Source organism: Bradyrhizobium sp. (assembly GCF_030697065.1).
Lineage (GTDB): Bacteria > Pseudomonadota > Alphaproteobacteria > Rhizobiales > Xanthobacteraceae > Bradyrhizobium.
The window spans coordinates 1-20,501 of record NZ_JAUYQU010000229.1 but is presented as its reverse complement, the minus strand read 5'-3'; the positions used below and the strand labels follow the sequence as shown (position 1 = coordinate 20,501).

The window sequence follows — 20,501 nt, the reverse complement described above, 5'->3', positions numbered from 1 at the left end:
TCGGTCACTATTTCACGCATCCAAAGCGCGGTTCGGCCGAAAGCGTTTTTTTCGCCAGCGCCAACAGGAACAAGAAATCGATCACGGTCGACATCTCGACCGAGCAGGGCCAGGGGTTGATCCGGGGGATGGCGGCGAAAGCCGACGTGCTGATCGAGAATTACAAGGTCGGCACGCTGGCGCGATATGGCCTCGATTATGCGTCGCTCGCCCGGATCAATCCGGCGCTGGTGTATTGCTCGATCACGGGCTTCGGCCAGACCGGACCGCTTCGCAACCGTCCGGGATACGATCTGGTTTTCCAGGCGATGTCCGGGCTGATGAGCGTGACGGGAGCCGAAGGCCGCGAGGGCGGACCGCAGCGGGTCGGGTTCGTGGTTTCCGATTTCACCGGCGGCATGTATGCGGTCGTATCGATCCTCGCTGCACTGCATTATCGGACCGCGAGTGGCGCCGGCCAGCACATCGATCTGTCGCTGCTCGATACCCAGGTCGCGGCGCTTTCCCACATTGCCAGCAATTACCTGATGACCGGGAATATTCCGCTTCGCCACGGCACCGGGGCGCCGCAAGGCACGCCGTCGCAACTGTATCGTTGCGCCGATCGCGAGATCGTCGTCGTCGTCGGCAACGAGGAACAGTTCGCCGATCTGTGCGGTGTGCTCGGATTTTCCGGCATGACGGCAGACAAGCGGTTCTGTTCGAACAGCCAGCGGCTGGCCCACAAGGGCGAACTGAATGCGATTATCCAGGGGGTCCTGCTGACGCGCGATTCCGATGAATGGCTCGCGCTGCTGGAGCGGGCGAATGTTCCGGCCGGACCGGTGCTGGACATGGCGGGCGTGTTCGGTCATCTGCAAATCCGGGATCGCGGCATGCGGATAGGTCCCGGCGAGATTGAAGGCAGCCATCTGGCGCATATCGCCAATCCGATGAAATTCTCGGCCTCGCCCGTCAGTAGCTACCGGGATGCGCCCGCGATCGGCGCGCACACCGACGAGGTGCTGGCCGACTGGATGGGCTTGGCGCCGCAGGAGATCGGTCGGCTGCGTGCATCGAAAACGATCTAGAGGCTGAAATCGTGGACCCGTTGATCATCGAAGCAAGGGTGAACGAGTACGCCACACGCAACAGAAACCGCAACGTGCCGTGGCTGCCGGGCGAGATCGCGAGCGATGCGACGGCGTGTTTCGAGGCCGGCGCCAGCATCGTCCACTTTCATGGCCGGGATGCCGGTGGCTTGCCGGACAACCGATTCGAAACCTGCCGCGATACGATCCTCGCCGTCAGGGAACAGTCGCCGATCCTGGTTCATCCCAGTCTTGGCTATCTCACTGTCGCATCCTCTTTCGAGGAGCGTTTTGCCAACACGCAGCGACTGGCCAGCGTCCCTGCGACACGGCCCGATTTCGTGCCGATGGACATGGGTTCGGTCAATGCCGACCTGTTCGACGCCCGCACCCCGGCGTTCCGCTCACCCGGCACGGTTTATGTCAACGGCACGGACATGCTGATTGCGCTTTCGCAGCGTCTGCGCCAGGCCGAAATCAAGCCGTCGCTGGTAGCCTGGAATGTCTCGTTTATCCGGCAGATCGAGGCGTTTTCCACGATGTCGCTGCTCGACGCGCCGCTGTTTGTCAGCTTGGTACTGACGGACAAGATCCTGATCGCAGGCCATCCCGGCACGGCCGCGGGACTGGATGCCTACCTCGCCTTCCTGCCGAAGAATGTGCCGACGGCATGGGCGGTGACCTATATCGGCGGCAGGCTGGACGCGCTGCTGGACAAGATCATCCTCGCGGGTGGCCACATTCAGGTGGGGCTTGGCGACTATCCCTATTCGGAGGATGGCTGCCCGACCAATGCCGCCGTCGTCGCAAGCATCGCCAGGCGGGCCAGCGAGCTTGGGCGTCCGGTCGCCGCGCCGGCCGATACGCGCGAGATCCTGCAGCTTCCGAATCGGCGGTAAGTTCTATATCGCGTAGCGGGTGGTCAGGCCCTTGTATCGGAACCAACTGGAATGGTCGCCAAGTCGACCGGCATTCAGACCGGTAAAGCCACCAGAGCGAGCCGGACCGTGCCTCCGGCTTCGCCGGACAAGCGGCGCGATCTGCTGGAGTCCGGCGCCCTGGACTTCCAGCCGCGGTATGCGCGGGTCGCGCAATCATTGATCGAGGATATCGCGTCCGGCAAATTTCCCGTGGGCAGCCTGATCGCCACGGAGGCGGATCTTTGCGACCGCTTCGGCGTGTCCCGCAACACGGCGCGTGCCGCGCTGGCGGTCCTGTCCGACATGGGGCTTGTGACGCGTCACGCCGGCATAGGCACCTTTGTTCGCAGTGTGACCGCCGATGCCCGCTACGTGCAGGAAGCCGAGTCGGTTTCCGCGCTGTTTCCGAATATCGAAGCGACCGAACAGCGGACGCTTTCGGAATGCATGGTCAAGGCAGATGCCAGCCTGGCCAAGCTGCTGGATTGCCGGCGAGGCGAGCAATGGAAACAAATAGAATCGCTGCGCTCGATCCGGAAGCACCAGCTTCCTGTCGCCTACTCGCATCTTTATCTGCCACCGTATCTGGCGAATTTGAGCAATCACTTCGATCGCCTCAGGGCGCCGGCCTACACGGTGATCGACCGCAAATCGAAATCGCGGGTTTTCAAGATGTTCCAGGAGACGAGTGCCTGTCCGGTGCCGAAGATCGCGGCGCGGCGGCTCGGGGTGGAGGATCAGTCGCCCGGGATGCAGATCATTCGCCGCTATTTCTCCGAAGACGCAAAGACCGTCTTGATTTCGAAGACCATTTATCCTGCCGGGCGATATAGCTTCTCGTTCGCTATCAAACTGCTTCGGTCCTGACGATGATGGTGATGTGAGCGAACGCAGGTTTATGGATCTCGCAGACGTTTGACGTTCTGCGCAGCAGCCTTGAGCGGACACCCCGTTGAAATCCGGCACGCTTCTCAAACACGGCGCCGATGGTTACCGTGCCGGCGGCACGGCTTCGATCAGCTTGCCGGTAAACACGACGGGCCCGGTGGCGACGCCGGTCGGCGAACCGCCTTCGGGCTCGAGCGTCACGGCATAGGTCGCCTCGTTCACCGTATCGGCGTCATACGACTGAAGCACCGGTCGCGTGGTGAAGTCATCACCGCCGATCACGCCCAGCGAACGCGCCCCGGGCAGCTTGTCGGACACCAGCCACAGCTCAAAACTCTTGCCCGGCTCGGGCGCGGCCCCTACCCGGCGCACGGTGAAGTTCTTGCTGGTGGCGTCCACCGTGAGGATGAAGGCGGGAGACGCGCTGTCCTTCTGCAGCAGCGCGACATACTGCCCCGACGGTGGCGGGATCACCGTGGTCTTCACCTCGACCACCTGGGTGCGCACCTTCGGGCGAAGACCCTCGGGAAGCCGGTCCGGCGCAAAGAGCTGGGTGGCGATCATCGCGACCAGGGCCGCGGCTATCGCGGTCGTCAATGTGGCCACGTTGCGCCAGCGCCGGGCCCGGGCGGACAACTGGATGACCTTGGACGTGTCGACCGGGGCGGCGGGCTCGCTGACGTCGGTGGGCGGCGGCGCCGACTGCGCGTCGGGAAGGAGCAACGGCGATTGCGGTTCGGAATGTCCGATCGCGGCCTTGATCCTGTCCCAGACCTCTGGCCTCGGCTCGACCGATCCGACCATCTGGTTGAGGCCGCCGAGCTTCTGCTGCCACGCCTCGACCAGCACCATGAACTCCTTGTCCACGGACATCATGGTCTCGACCTGCGCGCGCTCGTCGGCATCGAGGGTGCCGAGTGCGTATTCCGCGGCGAGCGCGATATGGTCTTCGCTGTAGGCCATCATTCAGAGTCCAAGACACTCCCGGATATCCATCATGCTGCGGCGCAGCCATGTCTTCACCGTGTTCACCGGTGTCTCGAATTTCGCCGCCAGCTGCTCGCGGCTCCAGCCATTGTAATAGGCCAGCAGCACCAGCTTTTGGCGGTCCGGCTCGAGGCGTCCGACGCACTCCAGAAGCCGTTTCAACTCTTCCGTCATTTCCCGGCGCGCCAGCGGATCCGGGCTGTCGGCCGCCACTTCCATGGCCGAGGGCTCCTCTTCGATCGACACTTCGGTCCGCTTGCGAACGACATCGATGGCCCGGTTTCGGGCGATCGACGCCATCCAGGTGATCGGCGACGACAGCCCGGGATTGAACTGCCCGGCGTTATTCCAGATCTTGACGTAAGCCTCCTGAAGGACCTCCTCGGCGAGATCCTGTCGCCGCAAGATACGCAGCACCACGCCGAATAGTTTCGCGCGCGTGGCGGCGTAAAGCCGCTCGAAAGCGGCCTCATCCCCCTTCGCAACTGCGGCAATCAGCCAGACCAGCTCAGCTGGCGTCAGCATTCAGCGTCCCCAAAATCGCGAAGCCCTATCGCTCCTCGAGCCACCGGAGCGGCGGTCCTGACAAATCGTATCATACCTTGCGCCTGACGTGGCCACCAAGTCGGCGATGACGGGGCTGTGGACAGCCAATAACAAACCCGGACCTTGCGGCCCGGGTGCTGGTGGTACGTCGCCAAAGGCGGCCGGGAAACGGTCAGGCGATGGCTCCGATGCGGGCGCGCATCAGGCCGATGCTGTCGAGATCGGCCTGCTCCCGGGCACTCTCTTCGGCCCGCTCGCGCGCCTGGTCGCGCTCGTCCAGCAGTTCGACCTTCTTGAGCTCATCGAAGGCTTCGCCCAAAAGTCCCTTGGCGTCTTCGAGCTGTATTCGCAGTTCGTCGGCGGAGCGGGTCAGGTTTTCGCGCCGCTGGATCGCCGCCTTGGCATAGGTCGGGTAGGCGAAATGCGTGGGATCGTTGATCCCGGCGCGCTCCTGCTCGGAATGGATTTCGCGCTCGAGATCGACCGACATGCGCTGGAAATCGGCGATCATGCCCTCGATCTGGGCGACCCTTCGGCGCTTCTCGTCGACCTGAAATTTCTTCAGGCGGATCAGCGTTTCACGTGACTTCATCGACTCGTACTCCCCAGAAGTCCCGGTCTGAACGCGGGACGGAACCGGCATCCCCAAATGAAGTCATAAGGGCCCCACCGGCAGCATTACTCATGTCGCGCGGATCATGGCCCGACAAAGTTAGCGTTCCGTTTCCAAATCCTCGAGGATTTTACCAAGTTGGCCGTATCCCTCGATCAGGCTGGTGACTTCGTCCTTGGCCTGGCGCAGGAAGCTCTCCAGCGGACCGTGCAGCTTGATCGCCTCGTCCACCTCCGGGCTGGAGCCCTGGCGATAGGCCCCGAGCCGGATCAGTTCCTCCATGTCCGCATAGGTCGCCATCACCTGGCGGGCCCGGGTGATGACGGGCAGAAAGGCCGGATCGGCGGATTTCGGCATGGTGCGGGACACCGATTTGAGGATGTTGATCGCCGGAAAACGGCCGCGCTCGGCAATCGCGCGCTGCATCACGATATGGCCGTCCAGGATGCCGCGGACCGCGTCCGCGATCGGCTCGTTGTGGTCGTCGCCGTCCACCAGCACCGTGAAGATGCCGGTGATGGTGCCGATTCCAGTGCCCGGACCGGCGCGCTCCAGCAGCTTCGGCAGTTCGGTGAACACCGTCGGCGTATAGCCCTTGGCGGTCGGCGGCTCGCCCGCAGACAGTCCGATCTCGCGCTGCGCCATCGCAAACCGCGTCACCGAATCCATCAGGCAGAGCACGTCCTTGTCCTCGTCGCGGAAGTATTCGCAGATCGCCAGCGTCAGGTAGGCCGCCTGCCGCCGCATCAGAGCGGGCTCGTCCGAGGTCGCCACCACCACCACCGATCGCGCCAGGCCGGCGTCGCCGAGATCGTCCTGCAGAAACTCCTGGACCTCGCGGCCGCGCTCGCCGACAAGGCCGATCACCGTGATGTCGGCATCGACATTGCGCGCCAGCATCGACAGCAGCACCGACTTGCCGACGCCGGAGCCGGCGAAGATGCCCATCCGCTGGCCGCGGCAGCAGGTCAGGAACGTATTGAGCGAGCGCACGCCGAGATCGAGCGGCGTGCCGACCCGCTTTCGCGAATGGGCCGGCGGCGGCGAGTTGCGATAGGGCATCGGCGAGGGCCCCTGCGCCAGCGGCCCCTTGCCGTCGATCGGCTCGCCCATCGCGTTGATGACCCGGCCGAGCCATGCCGCCGACGGCCGCACCTGGCTGGCGGCATTGGCGATCACCGCGCGGCAGCCGCGCCGCACGCCTTCGAGGCCGGCGAACGGCATCACCACGGCATTGTTGCCGGAAAAACCGATCACCTCGGCGGGGATCAGGCGATTGCCGCCGGTCTCGATCACGATCCGGGCGCCGACCGACATCGCATGGATCGGTCCGGCGATCTCGACCATCAGGCCGCGGACCCCGACCACCCGGCCATAGATGTTGACGCCGTCGATGTCGCCGATCTGTTCGGCAAGCGCCTTCATTGCGAAAACCTTAAGTTTCCGCGCATTTTGGCCCTGCCCTTAACTTGGTGTTTACCCGCATCGTTAATCATTACGTCACTGTCTTTGGTGACTGAGAGCGCTTGCCGTCAGAAGAAGGGCGAGTCGCAGGAGTCGGTTAGGCCCGTCTCTTAATGTGGAACTTGAACGGGAGTGGTTACGAAAATCTACTTTGATGCAATATCTTAGGGCGATTCGACGAAAATTGCACGGATAGAGCTTGCAGACGGGAATCAGATTTTGTTAACCATATGTCGTCAGGATCCGAATCAGTTGTCAAAGGCGTTTTGTGAGTGCCGCAAGTGCGGCCGACCTGACGCCCGGAGCGGCGACTATAGGGGACTGGCATGCGCGTTTTGCTGATAGAAGATGATAGCGCCGTTGCGCAGTCGATCGAACTGATGCTCAAATCCGAGAGCTTCAACGTCTATACGACGGATCTCGGGGAGGAAGGCGTCGATCTCGGCAAACTATACGATTACGACATTATCCTTCTCGACCTCAACCTGCCCGACATGTCCGGTTACGATGTGCTGAAGCAGCTTCGGGTGTCGAAGATCAAGACCCCCATTCTGATCCTCTCCGGCCTCGCCGGCATCGAGGACAAGGTCAAGGGTCTCGGCGTCGGCGCCGACGACTACATGACCAAGCCCTTCCACAAGGACGAACTGGTAGCCCGCATCCATGCGATCGTGCGCCGTTCCAAGGGCCACGCCCAGTCGGTGATCCAGACCGGCGACCTCGTGGTCAATCTCGACACCAAGACGGTAGAAGTCGGCGGCCAGCGCGTGCATCTGACCGGCAAGGAATACCAGATGCTGGAGCTGCTCTCGCTCCGCAAGGGCACCACCCTCACCATGGAAATGTTCCTCAACCATCTCTACGGCGGCATGGTCGAGCCCGAACTGAAGTTCAGCGACGTCTTCATCTGCAAGCTGCGCAAGAAGCTCGCCAACGCCTCCGTAGGCCGCAACTTCATCGAGACCGTCTGGGGCCGCGGCTACGTGCTGCGCGAGCCGCATGAAGTCGAAGAGCGCATTCCCGCCTGATCACAGGTTTTACCCGAGAGCCTGACCAGCTCTCGTCTCCCCGGACTGGACCCCGCCGCGAATGGCGGGGTTTTTGTTTGTGGGGCAAGCGCCTGCAGCCGGTTACGCGGCAGCGATGGCCTTTTCGATGTCGTGCACCGCGTGGCCGGTGAGATCCTTGGAGATTTCACCGCGCAGCACGTCTGACAGCTTCTTGTGGTAGCTCTTGCGCAACTCGCCGAGGGTGCGCGGCGCCGCGATGATGACGAGATCGGAAATCTCGCCCTGCAGCACCCGCTTGTTGAGCATTTCGGCGATCCCACCGGCAAAGCCGTCTTCCGCGGCCTGGCCGCCGTCGGGATTGGCGGAGCTGTTCTGATGGCTGGCGCCCGATCCCTTGTTGACGCTGTCCACGTCCGCTTCGGGCATCGCCGTCAGCGCGGGATTGGCCTCGTCACCGGTATTCTGGAACAGATTGAGCTTCTCGCCGTCGGCGACGGCCACGGTTGTTCCCTTGGGTAACAGCATGAATTCTCCGCAAGTGTGAGGGGTGTCCTCAAACCAATGGATCAGTGGCTGCTAAGTTCCGCCCCGTGGCCTCTGAAGGGTGTTACGCAACCTGGTTCATCCCCTGCGCTGACGGCGCGCGGACCACCTCCCTCGAAAAGACCATGAACTTCGACACCGCGGCATCGCTTTCCCGGAGCGCGAAATGTTCGGCGAGTGCAACATCGATCTCCGCGACCGACAAGGGACGGCTCAGAAAGTAGCCCTGGACCGTCGTGCAGCCCATCCCGGCCAACATGCGAAGTTGCTCCTCTTCCTCGACCCCTTCGGCCACGATGTCGAGACCAAGCGCATGGGCCAAGCTTACGATGTTCCTGACGATCGCCAATGTCCGGGGTCTCGTCAGCATGCTGGCTACGAACGACCGGTCGATCTTGAGCGTGTCGATCTCGTAGCGATCGAGGTAGCTCAGCGATGAATAGCCCGTTCCGAAATCGTCCAGAGCGACGCGGACGCCCAACTCCCTGATGCCGCTCAATACCAGTTCGATATGCTCCGGGCGACGAAGGAATATAGCTTCCGTCACTTCGAGTTGCAGATCATGCGCGCCGAGAGCGGCCGTCGTCAGTTCCTTCTGCAGATCGGCAACGAAGCGCGGATCCTGCAACTCGCTTCCGGACACGTTGACTCCAAGACGCAGCTTCAAACCCGGAAAGCGATCGCACCAGGTCCGCATCTGGCCAAACGCCTCCCGCAATACCCAGCGCCCGATTTCCCTGATAACGCCGGTTTGCTCGGCCGCCGCAATGAATTCGAGCGGGGACACGATTCCGCGCGTCGGATGCTGCCACCGGATCAGGGCTTCCACTCCCACAATCTCGCCCGTGCTCGCACTGCAAATGGGCTGATAGACCAGAAAGAACTCGTTGCGCATGAGGGCATTCTGCAGGTCCGTCTGCAGCCTCAGCGCCTCGACCGCGCTGTCGTGCATGGAGCCTGCGAAGATCGCGTAGCTGCCCTTGTCGTGGCGCTTCGCCTCGTACATGGCGATGTCCGCATCACGCAACAATTCTTCCGGCGTACGATAAAGCGCCGTGGCCTGGACCACGCCGATGCTGCAGGACGAAAACACTTCCTGCTTACCGATCCACATCGGCTGCCTCATCGCCTCGATGATGCGGCGGGCGGTAGAAGCCGCGGAAGTAACTCCCTCGTCGTCTTCGATCAGCACGGCGAATTCGTCACCTCCGATGCGCGCGAGGGTGTCCTGGCGGCGCAAACAGGTTTCGAGACGTCGCGCCACCTCCATCAGCAGGAGGTCGCCCGCCCGATGACCAAGACTGTCATTCACCATCTTGAAGCGGTCGAGATCGATGAACAGCACCGCGCAACGAAAGTCCTGATCGCTTTCCAGACGGCTCAGTGAAACGATGAGACGGTCCATGAAGTAAGGGCGATTGCGCAGTTTCGTCAGGTCATCGTGAAACGCCGTGTAGAGCAGTTGATCCTCGATGCGCTTCCGCTCCTGAATTTCGGCTCCCAGCGCCTGATTGGCCGCCTCTGCCACGCGCGCCCGCAACGTTGTCTCTTCCACATGCTTGCGATCGGTCACGTCGCGCTGCACGGACACCCAGTGAGTGAACCAGCCACGTTCATCGGCGACGGGGGCAATACTGAGTTCCACCCAGAACTCGGTGCCGTCTTTTCGACGGTTGAGCAGTTCGACTTCGACCGGCTTCCAGGCGGCGAGTGCCGCCCGCAATCGTGCCAGCGCCTCCTTGTCGGTTCGTTCGGCCTGCAGCAGCCTGGGCGTAAGTCCGATCACTTCCTCCTCGGAGTAGCCGGTCGTTCTGGTAAAGGCGGCATTGCAGTAGACGATGCGCGGTCCGGGAAGATCGATCGGCTCCGCTTCGGTGATAAGGACGGAGTCGTTGGCATTGATGACGACGGACTCAAGCAATCGAAGGCGTTCCATCTTCGAGCGCCGGGCGATGGCTTCCCGCCCGTTTGCTTCGCGACATGCCTGCCATTCCAGGACGAACGAGATCTGCGAAGCGTGGGTGCGCAAGACATAGGTCGTGGCTCCGTTGAGCCCCGCATGCGGCGCCGTGTCGGCCACGACGAGAAAGCCGCCGATCTTCCCGGCGCCGCGCGCAATCGGCAGCGCCGCGACAAACCTGATGACTGGATGCGCGGCCCCAAAAAGCCTGCCATCTTTCGGCAGCAGCCTGCGCTCATCATTGCTGTCGTTCACGATCAACAGGCCAGCGGGATCAAATCGCACCGCTTGCGCCAGTATCCGCAGGCCGGAGCTTTCGACTGAGCCATGCAGGCCAAAGTACGCGGACACTTCAAGTTCGCCGGTTGCCGCCTCGAGAAAAAGGACCGCCATCGGGCAGTCCGCCGCGTGCGCCACGCTGCGCGTCAATTGAACGAGTTGTGCCTGCGTGTCTGCACGGTCCGAATTTCCGGTTAACGAACCAGCCGGCGGCGGAGAATCGTCCATGAATGCCTTTGGTGCAGCCGCACGGCGGCGGGTGCCGGGTCGCGGAAGGCCCGGCACAGGACGCTACTCTCGGCGGGTTAAGGAACCTCCGCTTTCGCCAGTGCATTTCGGAGGCGTGGAACCGCCCGCCGCGCCCGCTACAGCGTCTTCAGATACTCGATCAGGTCGTACCGCTCCTCATCGGACAGCGCGCGGCCGATCACGCCGTTCTTGTAGGTTTTCATGTCCTGTCCTTTATCGGCCTCCAGCGAATGTCCCATCACGCTGTTGCCGTTGATGGCCTTGCCGTGGCTGTCGGACTCCTGGAACATGGTTTCGCCGGTCTGGCAGGATTTGTCGCCGCCGGCGGGCACCCGGAAGCCGACATCCTTGGGATCGAAATCCCGCGCGCCCAGGCAGAACTGCTTCGGGCGTTCGGCCGCGGGCTTCAGCATCCAGTACAGCGAGGGCACCGAGCCATTGTGGATGTAGGGCGCCGTCGCCCAGACGCCGTTCAGCGGCCGGGCGCGATAGATCGGCTTCTCCGGCGACGCTGCGGGGTTGGGACAGTTGCTGCGGTCGCCCCACAACTCGCTGATCGCGGGCTCCTGGATGTTGTTGTCCTTGATCCATTTCTGGGCAACCTTGTCGACGAGGATCATCAGCGCGATCGAGAACGGCATGCTGGTCGAGGAATAGGTCGCGAGGTTCTTGCACCCCCAGCGCTCGCCGAGATCGCGCGACGGCTGCAGGTCGAGGAATCCCGGAATCTGAACCTGCCGGGTTTGCAGCACGTTGGCCTGCGCCGGGTCGGTTCCGATATGCGCGACCGGCTTCTGAATCTCATCCAGCACCCAGCCGCCTTTCGGATCCTGTTTCCAGCGCTTGTCGGTCCAGAAACTCTTGTCCGGAAACTGCCTGTCGAACTGGGGATCCTTGACCGGTCCGAGGTGACACTCAGCGCAGATCTCGGCGTAAAGCGCGCGGCCCTTGGCGACACGCTCGGGCTTGATCTTCCATGCGTCATCATCGGGGAACAAATGCGACGGCCATGCCGGCGCGTAAAGCCCGGCGAAATCCTTTGGATTTCGGCCGAACGGATCCGGACCGCGCAACATCGCTTCGATGCGCACCAGATTTTCAAGCGCAACGGACGAACTGAACAGCTTCTCCGGCGGATGATCGGGTGACAGATTGACCAGCGCCGCGACGCCCAGCGCCTCGCCGGCATTGCGGATCAGCGGCTGTTCGATCGACGCATCATACTGCGCCCACCAGAACCAGGGTACGGTCCAGACCGGCGGATAACTGACCGGCGCATCGTTGGCGTGGATGTTGTCGGCATAGTCGGACAGGCCGCTTGCCGCCAGATCGGTATAGAAGACCTGGGTGCCGATCCGGTTCAGCGCGTCGAGCCGGCCGTAGCCTTCATCGGTGTCTTTCTGGCCCTTCGCCTTCAGCGTCTTCGCGGTAATTTCGATCTGGGATTTCAGGAAATCGGCGACCTCCTTGAGCCCCTGCTTGAGCTTGTTGCGATCATCCTTGCTGGATTCGGAACCGAGCACGCGGTCGGCGAAGCGGTCGAACCGGCCCGGCACCATCAGCGTGTAGAAGATCGCAAGGCCGGTCGCGCTTTCGAGCTTGCGCAGTTCCAGCATGGCCGCGCCGCCGTCGAAGCGCACGCTGACGTCCTTGTAGCGGAGGCTTCCGGTGTGACAGGCCGCACAAGTCAGCCCGATCCTGTCGGAGTCGGGCTCGCCGGTCCCGGGATTGATGACGGGGGTCATGCGCGAGAATCCGACCGGCAGGCCGTCGAAATTCTCGGCCGGCGTCGGCCGCAACCCGGCCACGGTTTCCGGAGCAGGCTCGGTCTTGACGCCGGGCGTGTTGACAAAGCCGAAGCGGCGCAGGGTCGCGGCGTCCGCGCGGACCGTTTTCGGACTCGGAATGAAACCCATCCGCTCCAGATAATGCGGGTCCGCCAGCCGGCCGGGCGAGGTGAACAAATAAAGCCCCGGCTGTTCCAGCGCCACGAACCACGCGTAGGGCACCGGGAACGTCGCGGTGCCCTGGCTCGCATGGTGGAACCAATGACGGTCCTCGGTCGACCAGTTCTGGTCGAGCCAGTGCGCGGATTTCACAGGGGCGAAATCCGGCAGCGGCGGCGGCAGCAACTGCGCCAGCGGCGGAATGAGCTTGCCGACCTGATTGGGAAATTCGGCGATCGCCACGATCGCCGCGACGGCCAGCGCAACCAGCCAGACCGCGGCTTTCAGGATCTTGCGCAACGGACCCGGTGCCGGCGCACTCGCCTGCGCCGCCAGCCGCGCATTGATTCGGTCGGGCAGCCGCCGGTCGACGAACAGCGTCCTGACCTCGGTCACGCTGAGGTAGCGCTTGTCGCCCTCGCCCTTGCCCATGATATCCAGCAGGACCGGCCATTCGCCGTTCATCAGCAGCCGGTCGAACCAGCGCCTGTGGCCCTTGGCGCGATCGAAATTCGCATTCATGTAGGTCTTGATCTGGCTGCCGGTCAGCCCGCGCTCGGTGCCGCCACACGGATCCGGCCATTCGCTGCCGAACTCGGCGAGCCGCGCGATCTCGCTCTCATGCACCTCGGCGGACGCGTCCAGGATGCGCGAGCCGACGCCATGCTTGTCCAGCGGGCCATTGCGCAGCGCGTCGAGTTCGGCTCCGGACCACCAGCTCTTCAACAGGCGCAACGGACTGAAGCCGTTGGCCACCAAGGCCACCGGGTAGGTCTTCAAGCCGACCACTTTCTTCTGCAGCCCGGTCTTGCCGCTGGCGGCCTCGACGGTCTTGCAAAGCTCCGGAATCGGCACGACGTGGCCACCGACGAACCCCTCCGATACGACGGCGCGCAGGAAGGGACACGGATTGTCGGGCGAAACCTCGGGGCCCGGCGCTGACCCGCCGTTCGCAAACCTATTGCTGCTGTGGTCCTGCATGGCTGAATCCTGAAAATAGCAAAATTTTGAAAAGTACCGACGATCAAAATATCAAACTGACTCGCCGCGCTTTGAAAAGGCGAATCTAATTGCCGAAACGCTACCTTAGGCTGCAGAGGAGTTTTGGCGGAATCCGAACCTCTGTCAACTGGAGACCGGCAAGGGAGTCCTGCAAGGCGGACACTCTCCGCGCAGGTATGATCGTTTCCGGGCCGGCCGGCCAGATCGCGGGAAATTGACCCGACCCGGCGCGGCGCCGCCCCCGAAGCCCGCCTTACGAATTCGCGGTGAGCTTTGAGCCGGACTCGACGAGGGTCAGGTTGCGCAAGGGTACGCCGGCCTTCAAAAGTCCGTCGCGATAATGGGCGGTGTCGGCCGCGCACTTCCAGCGGAAATTCCTCAAATGCCGCTCGACGGTCAGGCCCGGAAAGCTGGCCAACAGGACTTCGACCGCCTTGGCCGCTTCCTCGGTCCGGTCAAGTTGCGCCAGCGCCGCCGCGCGCACGCAAAGCACCTGGAGGTGATTGGGATTCAGGTACAGGGCTTCCCGGGCCCAGGACAGCGAAGCGTCATACTGCCGGAGCAGATAGTGGCTGAACGCATTGAACACGGGCCATTGGTATCGGGGGTCGCTGTTGCCCTGCTGAACCGCCGTCGAGAACAGTTCGATGGCCTGCCGGTGCTCACCGATCACCATATGGCATATGCCGAGCACGCCGCGCGCACCCATGTCATAGGCGTTCAATCCAACCGCCTTCCGCGCGGCCTCCATCGCCGCATCGTGATTGCCTTCCATCGCGTTCAAATAGGACAGGATTGAAAATGCGAATGACGAACGGGGATCGAGCCGGACACTGCTTTCCGCGAGATCCAGCGCCTCCTTCCACAATTCGCGGGTGCTCCTGATCCATCCAAAGTGCACGCCCTGCGTCAGGATGGTGGCAAGATAGGCGCGCGCGATGGACAGCGCCGGATCGAGCGCGATGGCTTCCCTGAACAAATCGATCGAGGCTTCGTAGTCCGCCTTGGTCGGCTTGTAATAGTGCGAAAGCCCCCGCAGGAAGCGGTCCCACGCGGTCAGGTCGGTCGACGACCGGGCCGGTGCGGACGCTTCGGCACGGTAGATCTCCGTCGCCAATGCCGCGCACAAATTGGTGGTGATCTCATCCTGCATCGCAAACAGGTCGCCGATGTCACGGTCGTAGCGGCCGGCCCATAATTGCTCGCCGTTCTCCGGCGCGATCAGTTCGGCGGTGACGCGAATCTTGGTTCCGGCACGCCGCACCGATCCCTGGATCAGATAGGTGGCGTCGATTTCGCGCGCGATCAGCCGCGTGCTCAGGTTCTTGCCCTTGAACGCGAAGGTCGAGTTCCGGCTCAGCACCCGATAAAACGATTGCAGCGACAGCGCGTGGATCAGGTCTTCGGTCAGTCCGTCGGAAAAATACTCGTCGGCGCTGTCGCTGAGGTTGGCAAACGGCAGCACTCCGACGATCGCGGTTCGGTACTGGGCCGGCAGGTGCGACGCGCTTTTGGCCTCCCGGCCGGGGCTCTCGGACCGGGCCGGCTCCCAGGTCCAGACGTGGACGGGCTCGGCGATGTTCTTGAACCTGTGAACGCCGGCGTCGACCAGGGGCGTTTTGAGGTGTTTGCTGGCTTCATTGTAGGCCTTGGCGGACACGGCCACGCCGCCGGGGGCGGCAATCGCTTCGAGGCGAACCGCGATGTTGACCCCGTCTCCGAACACCTCGTCCTCGTCGGCCATCACATCGCCCATGTGGACGCCGAGACGGAATTGCATGACCCGATCGGTGGGCAACTGGGCGTTTCGCTCCGCCATCAGCGTCTGCATCCCGATCGCGGACTCGATCGCGCCCACGACGCTGGGAAATTCCAGCAGGAAACCATCGCCGGTGTTCTTCACCAACCGGCCGCCGTGATTGAGAATGACCGGATAGACCGCGCTTCGATGGGCCTTGAACGCCGCGTGGGTGCCTGCCTCGTCGGCGCCCATCATCCGCGAGTAACCTGCGACGTCAGCGCAGACGATTGCAGATAGGCGTCTTTCCATCTCCCCGGCTCCCAAGCTGGAAGATACCATGGTACGCGGTCGGCCGACCCGTATCCGATGGATTTAGAATCCCTGCCCCGCGAAACCATATCCACACGTCGTGACGATGCCAAGGCTGCTTTCGGGCCAGGCCGCAGCCGCGCTGGAATGGGAGCATGCCCGCAAAGCAATGCTCGCGAAAGCGCGGGCGCGACGGCGACAGCGGCGGGGTCATCGCGATCTGTCAGGAACAGCGTGGCGCCCCTCGAATACGGACAAGCGAGGACCGAATATCGGAGTCGGGCACCGGCCGAACCAGGCGCCGCCAGCCACAGCCCTCCAGCGCCTTCAGCTGCGCAGGCCGGGTGCTTCCTGGCCGGTGCGCGCGACATACTCCGTGTAGCCGCCGCCGTACTGGTGAACGCCCTCCGGCGTCAGTTCCAGCACCCGGTTGGACAGGGCGGCCAGAAAGTGACGGTCATGTGAAACGAACAGCATGGTGCCCTCGAATTCGGACAATGCGTTGATCAGCATCTCCTTGGTCGCCATATCCAGATGGTTGGTGGGCTCGTCGAGCACAAGGAAGTTCGGCGGATCGAACAGCATCTGCGCCATCACCAGCCGCGCCTTCTCGCCGCCCGACAGCACCCGGCATTTCTTCTCGACGTCGTCGCCGGAGAAGCCGAAGCAGCCGGCCAGCGCGCGCAAGGAGCCCTGCCCGGCCTGCGGAAACGAATCTTCCAGCCACTCGAACACGGTGCGCTCGCCGTCCAGCAGATCCATCGCGTGCTGGGCGAAGTAGCCCATCTTCACACTGCCGCCGACGGCGACCGTTCCGTCATCGGGTTCCGTGGAACCCGCCACCAGCTTGAGCAGCGTCGACTTGCCGGCGCCGTTGATTCCCATCACGCACCAGCGCTCCCGGCGGCGCACCTGGAAGTCCAGCCCATCATAGATGTTGCGGCTGCCATAGCCCTTCTGCACCTTCTTCAGGCTGACCACGTCCTCGCCCGAGCGCGGCGCCGGCAGGAAATCGAACTGTACGGTCTGGCGACGCCGCGGCGGCTCCACCCGCTCGATCTTCTCCAGCTTCTTGACACGGCTCTGCACCTGCGCCGCGTGCGAGGCGCGCGCCTTGAAGCGCTCGATGAAATTGATTTCCTTGGCGAGCATCGCCTGCTGCCGCTCGAACTGCGCCTGCTGCTGCTTTTCGCTCAGCGCGCGCTGCTGCTCGTAGAACTCATAGTCGCCCGAATAGCTCGTCAGGGAGCCGCCATCGATCTCCACGATCTTGTTGACGATGCGGTTCATGAATTCGCGGTCATGCGACGTCATCAGCAGCAGGCCCTCGTAACCCCTGAGGAACTGCTCGAGCCAGATCAGGCTTTCGAGGTCGAGATGGTTGCTCGGCTCGTCCAGCAGCATGGCGTCGGGGCGCATCAAGAGGATACGCGCCAGCGCCACCCGCATCTTCCAGCCGCCCGACAGCGCGCCGACGTCGCCGTCCATCATTTCCTGGCTGAAGCTCAAGCCGGCGAGCACTTCGCGCGCACGCCCCTCCAGCGCATAGCCGTCCAGTTCCTCGAAGCGGCCCTGCACCTCGCCGTAACGCTCGATGATCTCGTCCATCTCGTCGGCCCGCTCGGGATCGCCCATCGCGGTCTCGAGTTCCTTCAGCTCGGCCGCGACGCTGCTGACCGGGCCGGCGCCATCCATCACCTCGGCCACGGCGCTGCGGCCGGACATTTCGCCGACGTCCTGGCTGAAATAGCCGATGGTGACGCCGCGATCGACCGCCACCTGGCCCTCGTCGGGCTGCTCCTGGCCGGTGATCATGCGGAACAGCGTGGTCTTGCCGGAACCGTTGGGACCGACGAGGCCGACCTTCTCGCCCCTCTGGAGCGCCGCCGAGGCCTCGATGAACAGGATCTGGTGGCCGTTCTGCTTTGAAATATTGTCGAGACGGATCATTGTTGCCTGGGGATGAGGGAAATTATTGCGCTGCTCTTAGGCCATGTGGCGCGGTCAAGGAAGGGATTTTGGGCTGGCCGGCGGCCCAATCCGGGGCAGGCGAAAACGGGGTAACTGCGCGCTGCCAAGGTGCGAGCCAAAGCCTGCCCCGCACATGATGGGGTGGGTACGGTTCGCGAAAACGCGTCCAACCAGAAGAGCCCGTTCAGCGCGTCGCGGCGGCAACTGCCCGAAGCGGCATCGCCGCAGCGCCGGCGCGCGGCGCGCGGGTCGCGTTCGGGCGATAAAGCCCGCGCCGGTCCGGATAGGGCTTGAAGGCGTCGCACAGGCCGACCACGGATTCGGCCGCTCCCAGCGCCAGCACGCCATCGGGTTCGAGCATCCTCGACAGCCGTTCGAAGATGCCGACCTTGGTGTCCTGGTCGAAATAGATCAGCACGTTGCGGCAGAAGATCACGTCGAACGTTCCGAGGTGGGAGAAGTCCTGCAGCAGATTGAGCTGCCGGTGCTGCACCATGCCGCGGATATCGGCATTGAGCTGCCACATCTCGCCGACCTGCTTGAAATGCTTGACCAGCAACTGGATCGGCAGACCGCGCTGCACCTCGAACTGGCTGTAGATCCCCGCCTTTGACTTCACCAGCACGTCCTGCGACAGGTCGCTGGCAACGATCTCGACCCGCCATCCCGCCAGCGCGGCGAACTCCTTCACGCACATCGCGATCGAATACGGCTCCTGTCCGGTCGAGGACGCCGCGCACCAGATGCGCAGGGCACGACGGCTGGCGCGCGCCTGTGCCAGCGCCGGCAATACCGCCTCTTTCAGATGATCGAACGGAATCTTGTCGCGGAAGAAGAACGTCTCGTTGGTGGTCATCGCCTCGACCACCTCGGATGTCAGCGGCTCAGTCCCGGCCTTCAGCTTCAGCACCAGTTCGCCGATGCCGGACAATCCGACCCTTCGCGCCAGCGGGATCAACCGGCTCTCGACCAGGTACTGCTTGTCGGCGGACAAATCGAGGCCGGATCGTTCCTTCAGGATCTTGCGCAGGAACTCGTAATCCAGCGGCGTCACGAACGATCTCCCGCAAACAACCGGACGAGTTTCGGCGCGATCTGGGCGAGCGGCAGGATGGCCGAGCAAATGCCCGCATTGGCGGCAGCGCCCGGCATGCCCCACACCACGCTGGTGGCTTCGTCCTGGGCGATCACGCTGCCGCCGGCGGCGACGATCTCCTTGCCGCCGCGCATCCCGTCCGAACCCATGCCGGTGAGCACGACCGCCAGAATGCCGCCCTGCCAGGCGTCGATCGCGGAGGAGAACAAGGGATCGACCGCGGGCTTGCAGAAATTGACCGGCGGCCCGTCGTCGAGGGCGATCGCGACATCGGTGCCGCGGCGCACGACCCGCATGTGGCGGCCGCCCGGGGCGAGATAGATCGTGCCGGCCTTGACGATTTCGCCGTCGACGGCTTCGTGCGCCGGCCGATGGCTCGCGCGCGCCAGATGCTCCGCCAGGATCGTCGTGAAGGTGGGCGGCATGTGCTGGGTGATCAGCACCGGGAAGCGGTCGATCACCGCGCCGATTTCGGCGACCAGCGTCATCAGCGCCTGCGGGCCGCCGGTCGATGAACCGATCAGGAGCGCGCGCGGCGCCTGGCTGCTGAATGGGCGGCGCGTCAGCGGCGGCGGCGCGACCGTGGCCTGCGGCAGCCGGGACACCGGCTCGCGCAACGGCGACGGTGACGGCGCCAGCGTCGGACTTGTCGAGGGATGATGCGAAGCCGGAGCGGTGCGGCGCACCTTGGCACCGAGCGTGCGAATCCTCTCGATCAGGTCGCGGTGAAAGATATCGGCGGCGGCCGCTTCCCGGGTGCTTTCCGGCTTCGGAATGTAATCCGCCGCACCCAGCGACAGCGCCTTGAAACTGATCTCCGCGTTGCGGCGAGTCAGGGTCGAGGCCATGATGATGATCAGATTGCGCTTCTTCGCCAGCAACTGGGGCAGCGCGGAAATGCCGTCGAGTTCCGGCATTTCGATATCGAGCACCGCAACATCCGGATTGACGCGCTCGACCTGGTTGACGGCGTCAAGCCCGGTGCGCAGCGACGCCGCGACGACCATGTCCGGTTCGGCGGCGATCCAGCGCGAGATCAATCCCCGGATCACAACGGAATCGTCGACCACCATCACCCGTAGCGGCGCCTGGTGCGCCGAATTCGAAGACGAGGAACTTGCCAACGCAATACTCATTCATCACCAGGTACGCCGAACGCGGCACTACAGAAACGCTAACGCCGGAGGCCGTTCGGCCACCGGATCGGTATCATCAGATCAGGCCGACTTCCTGGAACTTGGCCGTGACGATGTCCTTGTCGAACGGCTTCATGATGTATTCGTTGGCGCCGGCGTGAAGCGCACGCGCGATATGCGCAACGTCGTTCTCCGTGGTGCAGAACACCACCTTGGGTGCGTCGCCGCCGGGCATGCGGCGCAGATTGCCGAGGAACTCGTAGCCGTCCATGATCGGCATGTTCCAGTCGAGCAGGATCGCGTCGGGCAGGTTGCGCTTGCAGGCCTCGAGCGCCTTCTCGCCGTCCTCGGCTTCGATGATCTGGAAGTCCAGACCTTCGAGGATACGTCTTGCGACTTTTCGGATGACGCTGGAGTCATCGACAACGAGACATGTTCGCATTTTAGCCTCTGCTTCTTCCCTATCGCCGAAGGGACGTTTCCAATGCCGCTTGGGTGTGTGCTCGCCGGTCTTATGCCGCGAGCATGTCAGGCACGATTTCGAGCACGCGATCGACGTCGAGGACGACCATGAGCTGGCCGTCGAGACGGTGGACGCCGCCAGCGAGCTTGGCCATGCGGGGATCGAGATTGACGGGGTTTTCCTCGCGGCCCTCGTCGGCGAGCTTGAGCACTTCGCCGATCTGGTCGATCAGCAGGCCATAGGATTCGCCGCGCAGGTCGACGCCGACCGCCATCGGCGGCTTGCCGTCGTCGTTTTTGGGCAGGCCG

17 protein-coding genes are annotated in these 20,501 nt (G+C 63.4%); 4 read left to right on the top strand and 13 right to left on the bottom strand.

The window, feature by feature from the left end:
• From Q8R73_RS18315 to Q8R73_RS18305, 3 genes are all read left to right on the top strand, one after another.
• On the top strand, nt 1–1,070 hold a 1,070-nt coding region (locus Q8R73_RS18315; protein WP_305720963.1), incomplete at its 5' end, for a CaiB/BaiF CoA-transferase family protein.
• Between the two features lie 11 nt (nt 1,071–1,081).
• The gene (locus Q8R73_RS18310) at nt 1,082–1,969 is read left to right on the top strand and encodes a 3-keto-5-aminohexanoate cleavage protein (protein WP_305720962.1); all 888 of its coding nucleotides are present in this window, start codon (nt 1,082–1,084) and stop codon (nt 1,967–1,969) included.
• A gap of 51 nt (nt 1,970–2,020) precedes the next feature.
• Complete coding sequence (locus Q8R73_RS18305; protein ID WP_305720961.1) at nt 2,021–2,857, top strand: GntR family transcriptional regulator; 837 nt, start codon at nt 2,021–2,023, stop codon at nt 2,855–2,857.
• A 123-nt stretch (nt 2,858–2,980) separates the two neighbouring features.
• On the opposite strand, the gene Q8R73_RS18300 is transcribed toward Q8R73_RS18305, so the two are convergent.
• The 4 genes from Q8R73_RS18300 to fliI form a co-directional block, all read right to left on the bottom strand.
• Nucleotides 2,981–3,841: an anti-sigma factor domain-containing protein gene (locus Q8R73_RS18300; protein WP_305720964.1), complete on the bottom strand. Its 861-nt coding sequence runs from the start codon at nt 3,839–3,841 to the stop codon at nt 2,981–2,983.
• Nucleotides 3,842–3,844: 3 nt separating this feature from the next.
• Complete coding sequence (locus Q8R73_RS18295) at nt 3,845–4,390, bottom strand: sigma-70 family RNA polymerase sigma factor (protein ID WP_304743887.1); 546 nt, start codon at nt 4,388–4,390, stop codon at nt 3,845–3,847.
• A gap of 193 nt (nt 4,391–4,583) precedes the next feature.
• Nucleotides 4,584–5,003, bottom strand: coding sequence for a flagellar export protein FliJ (gene fliJ, locus Q8R73_RS18290; RefSeq protein WP_304743886.1), 420 nt, complete (start codon nt 5,001–5,003; stop codon nt 4,584–4,586).
• 120 nt (nt 5,004–5,123) lie between these two features.
• Entirely contained in the window at nt 5,124–6,449 is a 1,326-nt protein-coding gene (gene fliI / locus Q8R73_RS18285; RefSeq protein ID WP_305720960.1) for a flagellar protein export ATPase FliI, read from the bottom strand.
• A 365-nt stretch (nt 6,450–6,814) separates the two neighbouring features.
• Between fliI and ctrA the strand changes: the two genes are divergently transcribed.
• Nucleotides 6,815–7,516, top strand: a complete 702-nt coding sequence (ctrA, locus tag Q8R73_RS18280) for a response regulator transcription factor CtrA (RefSeq protein ID WP_305720959.1) — start codon at nt 6,815–6,817, stop codon at nt 7,514–7,516.
• A 102-nt stretch (nt 7,517–7,618) separates the two neighbouring features.
• Here ctrA and Q8R73_RS18275 read toward each other — a convergent pair whose 3' ends face one another.
• The 9 genes from Q8R73_RS18275 to Q8R73_RS18235 all read right to left on the bottom strand — a co-directional run.
• Nucleotides 7,619–8,023: a host attachment protein gene (locus tag Q8R73_RS18275; protein ID WP_305720958.1), complete on the bottom strand. Its 405-nt coding sequence runs from the start codon at nt 8,021–8,023 to the stop codon at nt 7,619–7,621.
• Between the two features lie 82 nt (nt 8,024–8,105).
• Complete coding sequence (locus tag Q8R73_RS18270; protein ID WP_305720957.1) at nt 8,106–10,508, bottom strand: bifunctional diguanylate cyclase/phosphodiesterase; 2,403 nt, start codon at nt 10,506–10,508, stop codon at nt 8,106–8,108.
• A 137-nt stretch (nt 10,509–10,645) separates the two neighbouring features.
• Nucleotides 10,646–13,456, bottom strand: a complete 2,811-nt coding sequence (locus Q8R73_RS18265) for a di-heme-cytochrome C peroxidase (RefSeq protein ID WP_305720956.1) — start codon at nt 13,454–13,456, stop codon at nt 10,646–10,648.
• A gap of 274 nt (nt 13,457–13,730) precedes the next feature.
• On the bottom strand, nt 13,731–15,527 hold the full coding sequence (locus Q8R73_RS18260; RefSeq protein WP_305720955.1) for an adenylate/guanylate cyclase domain-containing protein: 1,797 nt from the start codon (nt 15,525–15,527) through the stop codon (nt 13,731–13,733).
• Nucleotides 15,528–15,854: 327 nt separating this feature from the next.
• On the bottom strand, nt 15,855–17,477 hold the full coding sequence (locus tag Q8R73_RS18255; RefSeq protein WP_305720954.1) for an ABC-F family ATP-binding cassette domain-containing protein: 1,623 nt from the start codon (nt 17,475–17,477) through the stop codon (nt 15,855–15,857).
• A gap of 205 nt (nt 17,478–17,682) precedes the next feature.
• A complete protein-coding gene (locus tag Q8R73_RS18250; protein WP_305720953.1) occupies nt 17,683–18,552 on the bottom strand; it encodes a protein-glutamate O-methyltransferase CheR in 870 nt (289 codons plus the stop codon).
• Nucleotides 18,549–19,667 carry a chemotaxis response regulator protein-glutamate methylesterase gene (locus tag Q8R73_RS18245; protein ID WP_371126127.1) on the bottom strand — a complete coding sequence of 373 codons (1,119 nt, stop codon included), beginning with the start codon at nt 19,665–19,667 and terminating at the stop codon, nt 18,549–18,551. Before Q8R73_RS18245 ends, Q8R73_RS18250 begins: the two co-directional genes overlap by 4 nt.
• Nucleotides 19,668–19,806: 139 nt before the next feature.
• A complete protein-coding gene (locus tag Q8R73_RS18240; RefSeq protein WP_305720951.1) occupies nt 19,807–20,172 on the bottom strand; it encodes a PleD family two-component system response regulator in 366 nt (121 codons plus the stop codon).
• Between the two features lie 70 nt (nt 20,173–20,242).
• The coding region (locus Q8R73_RS18235; protein ID WP_305720950.1) for a chemotaxis protein CheW at nt 20,243–20,501 on the bottom strand (259 nt) is incomplete at its 5' end.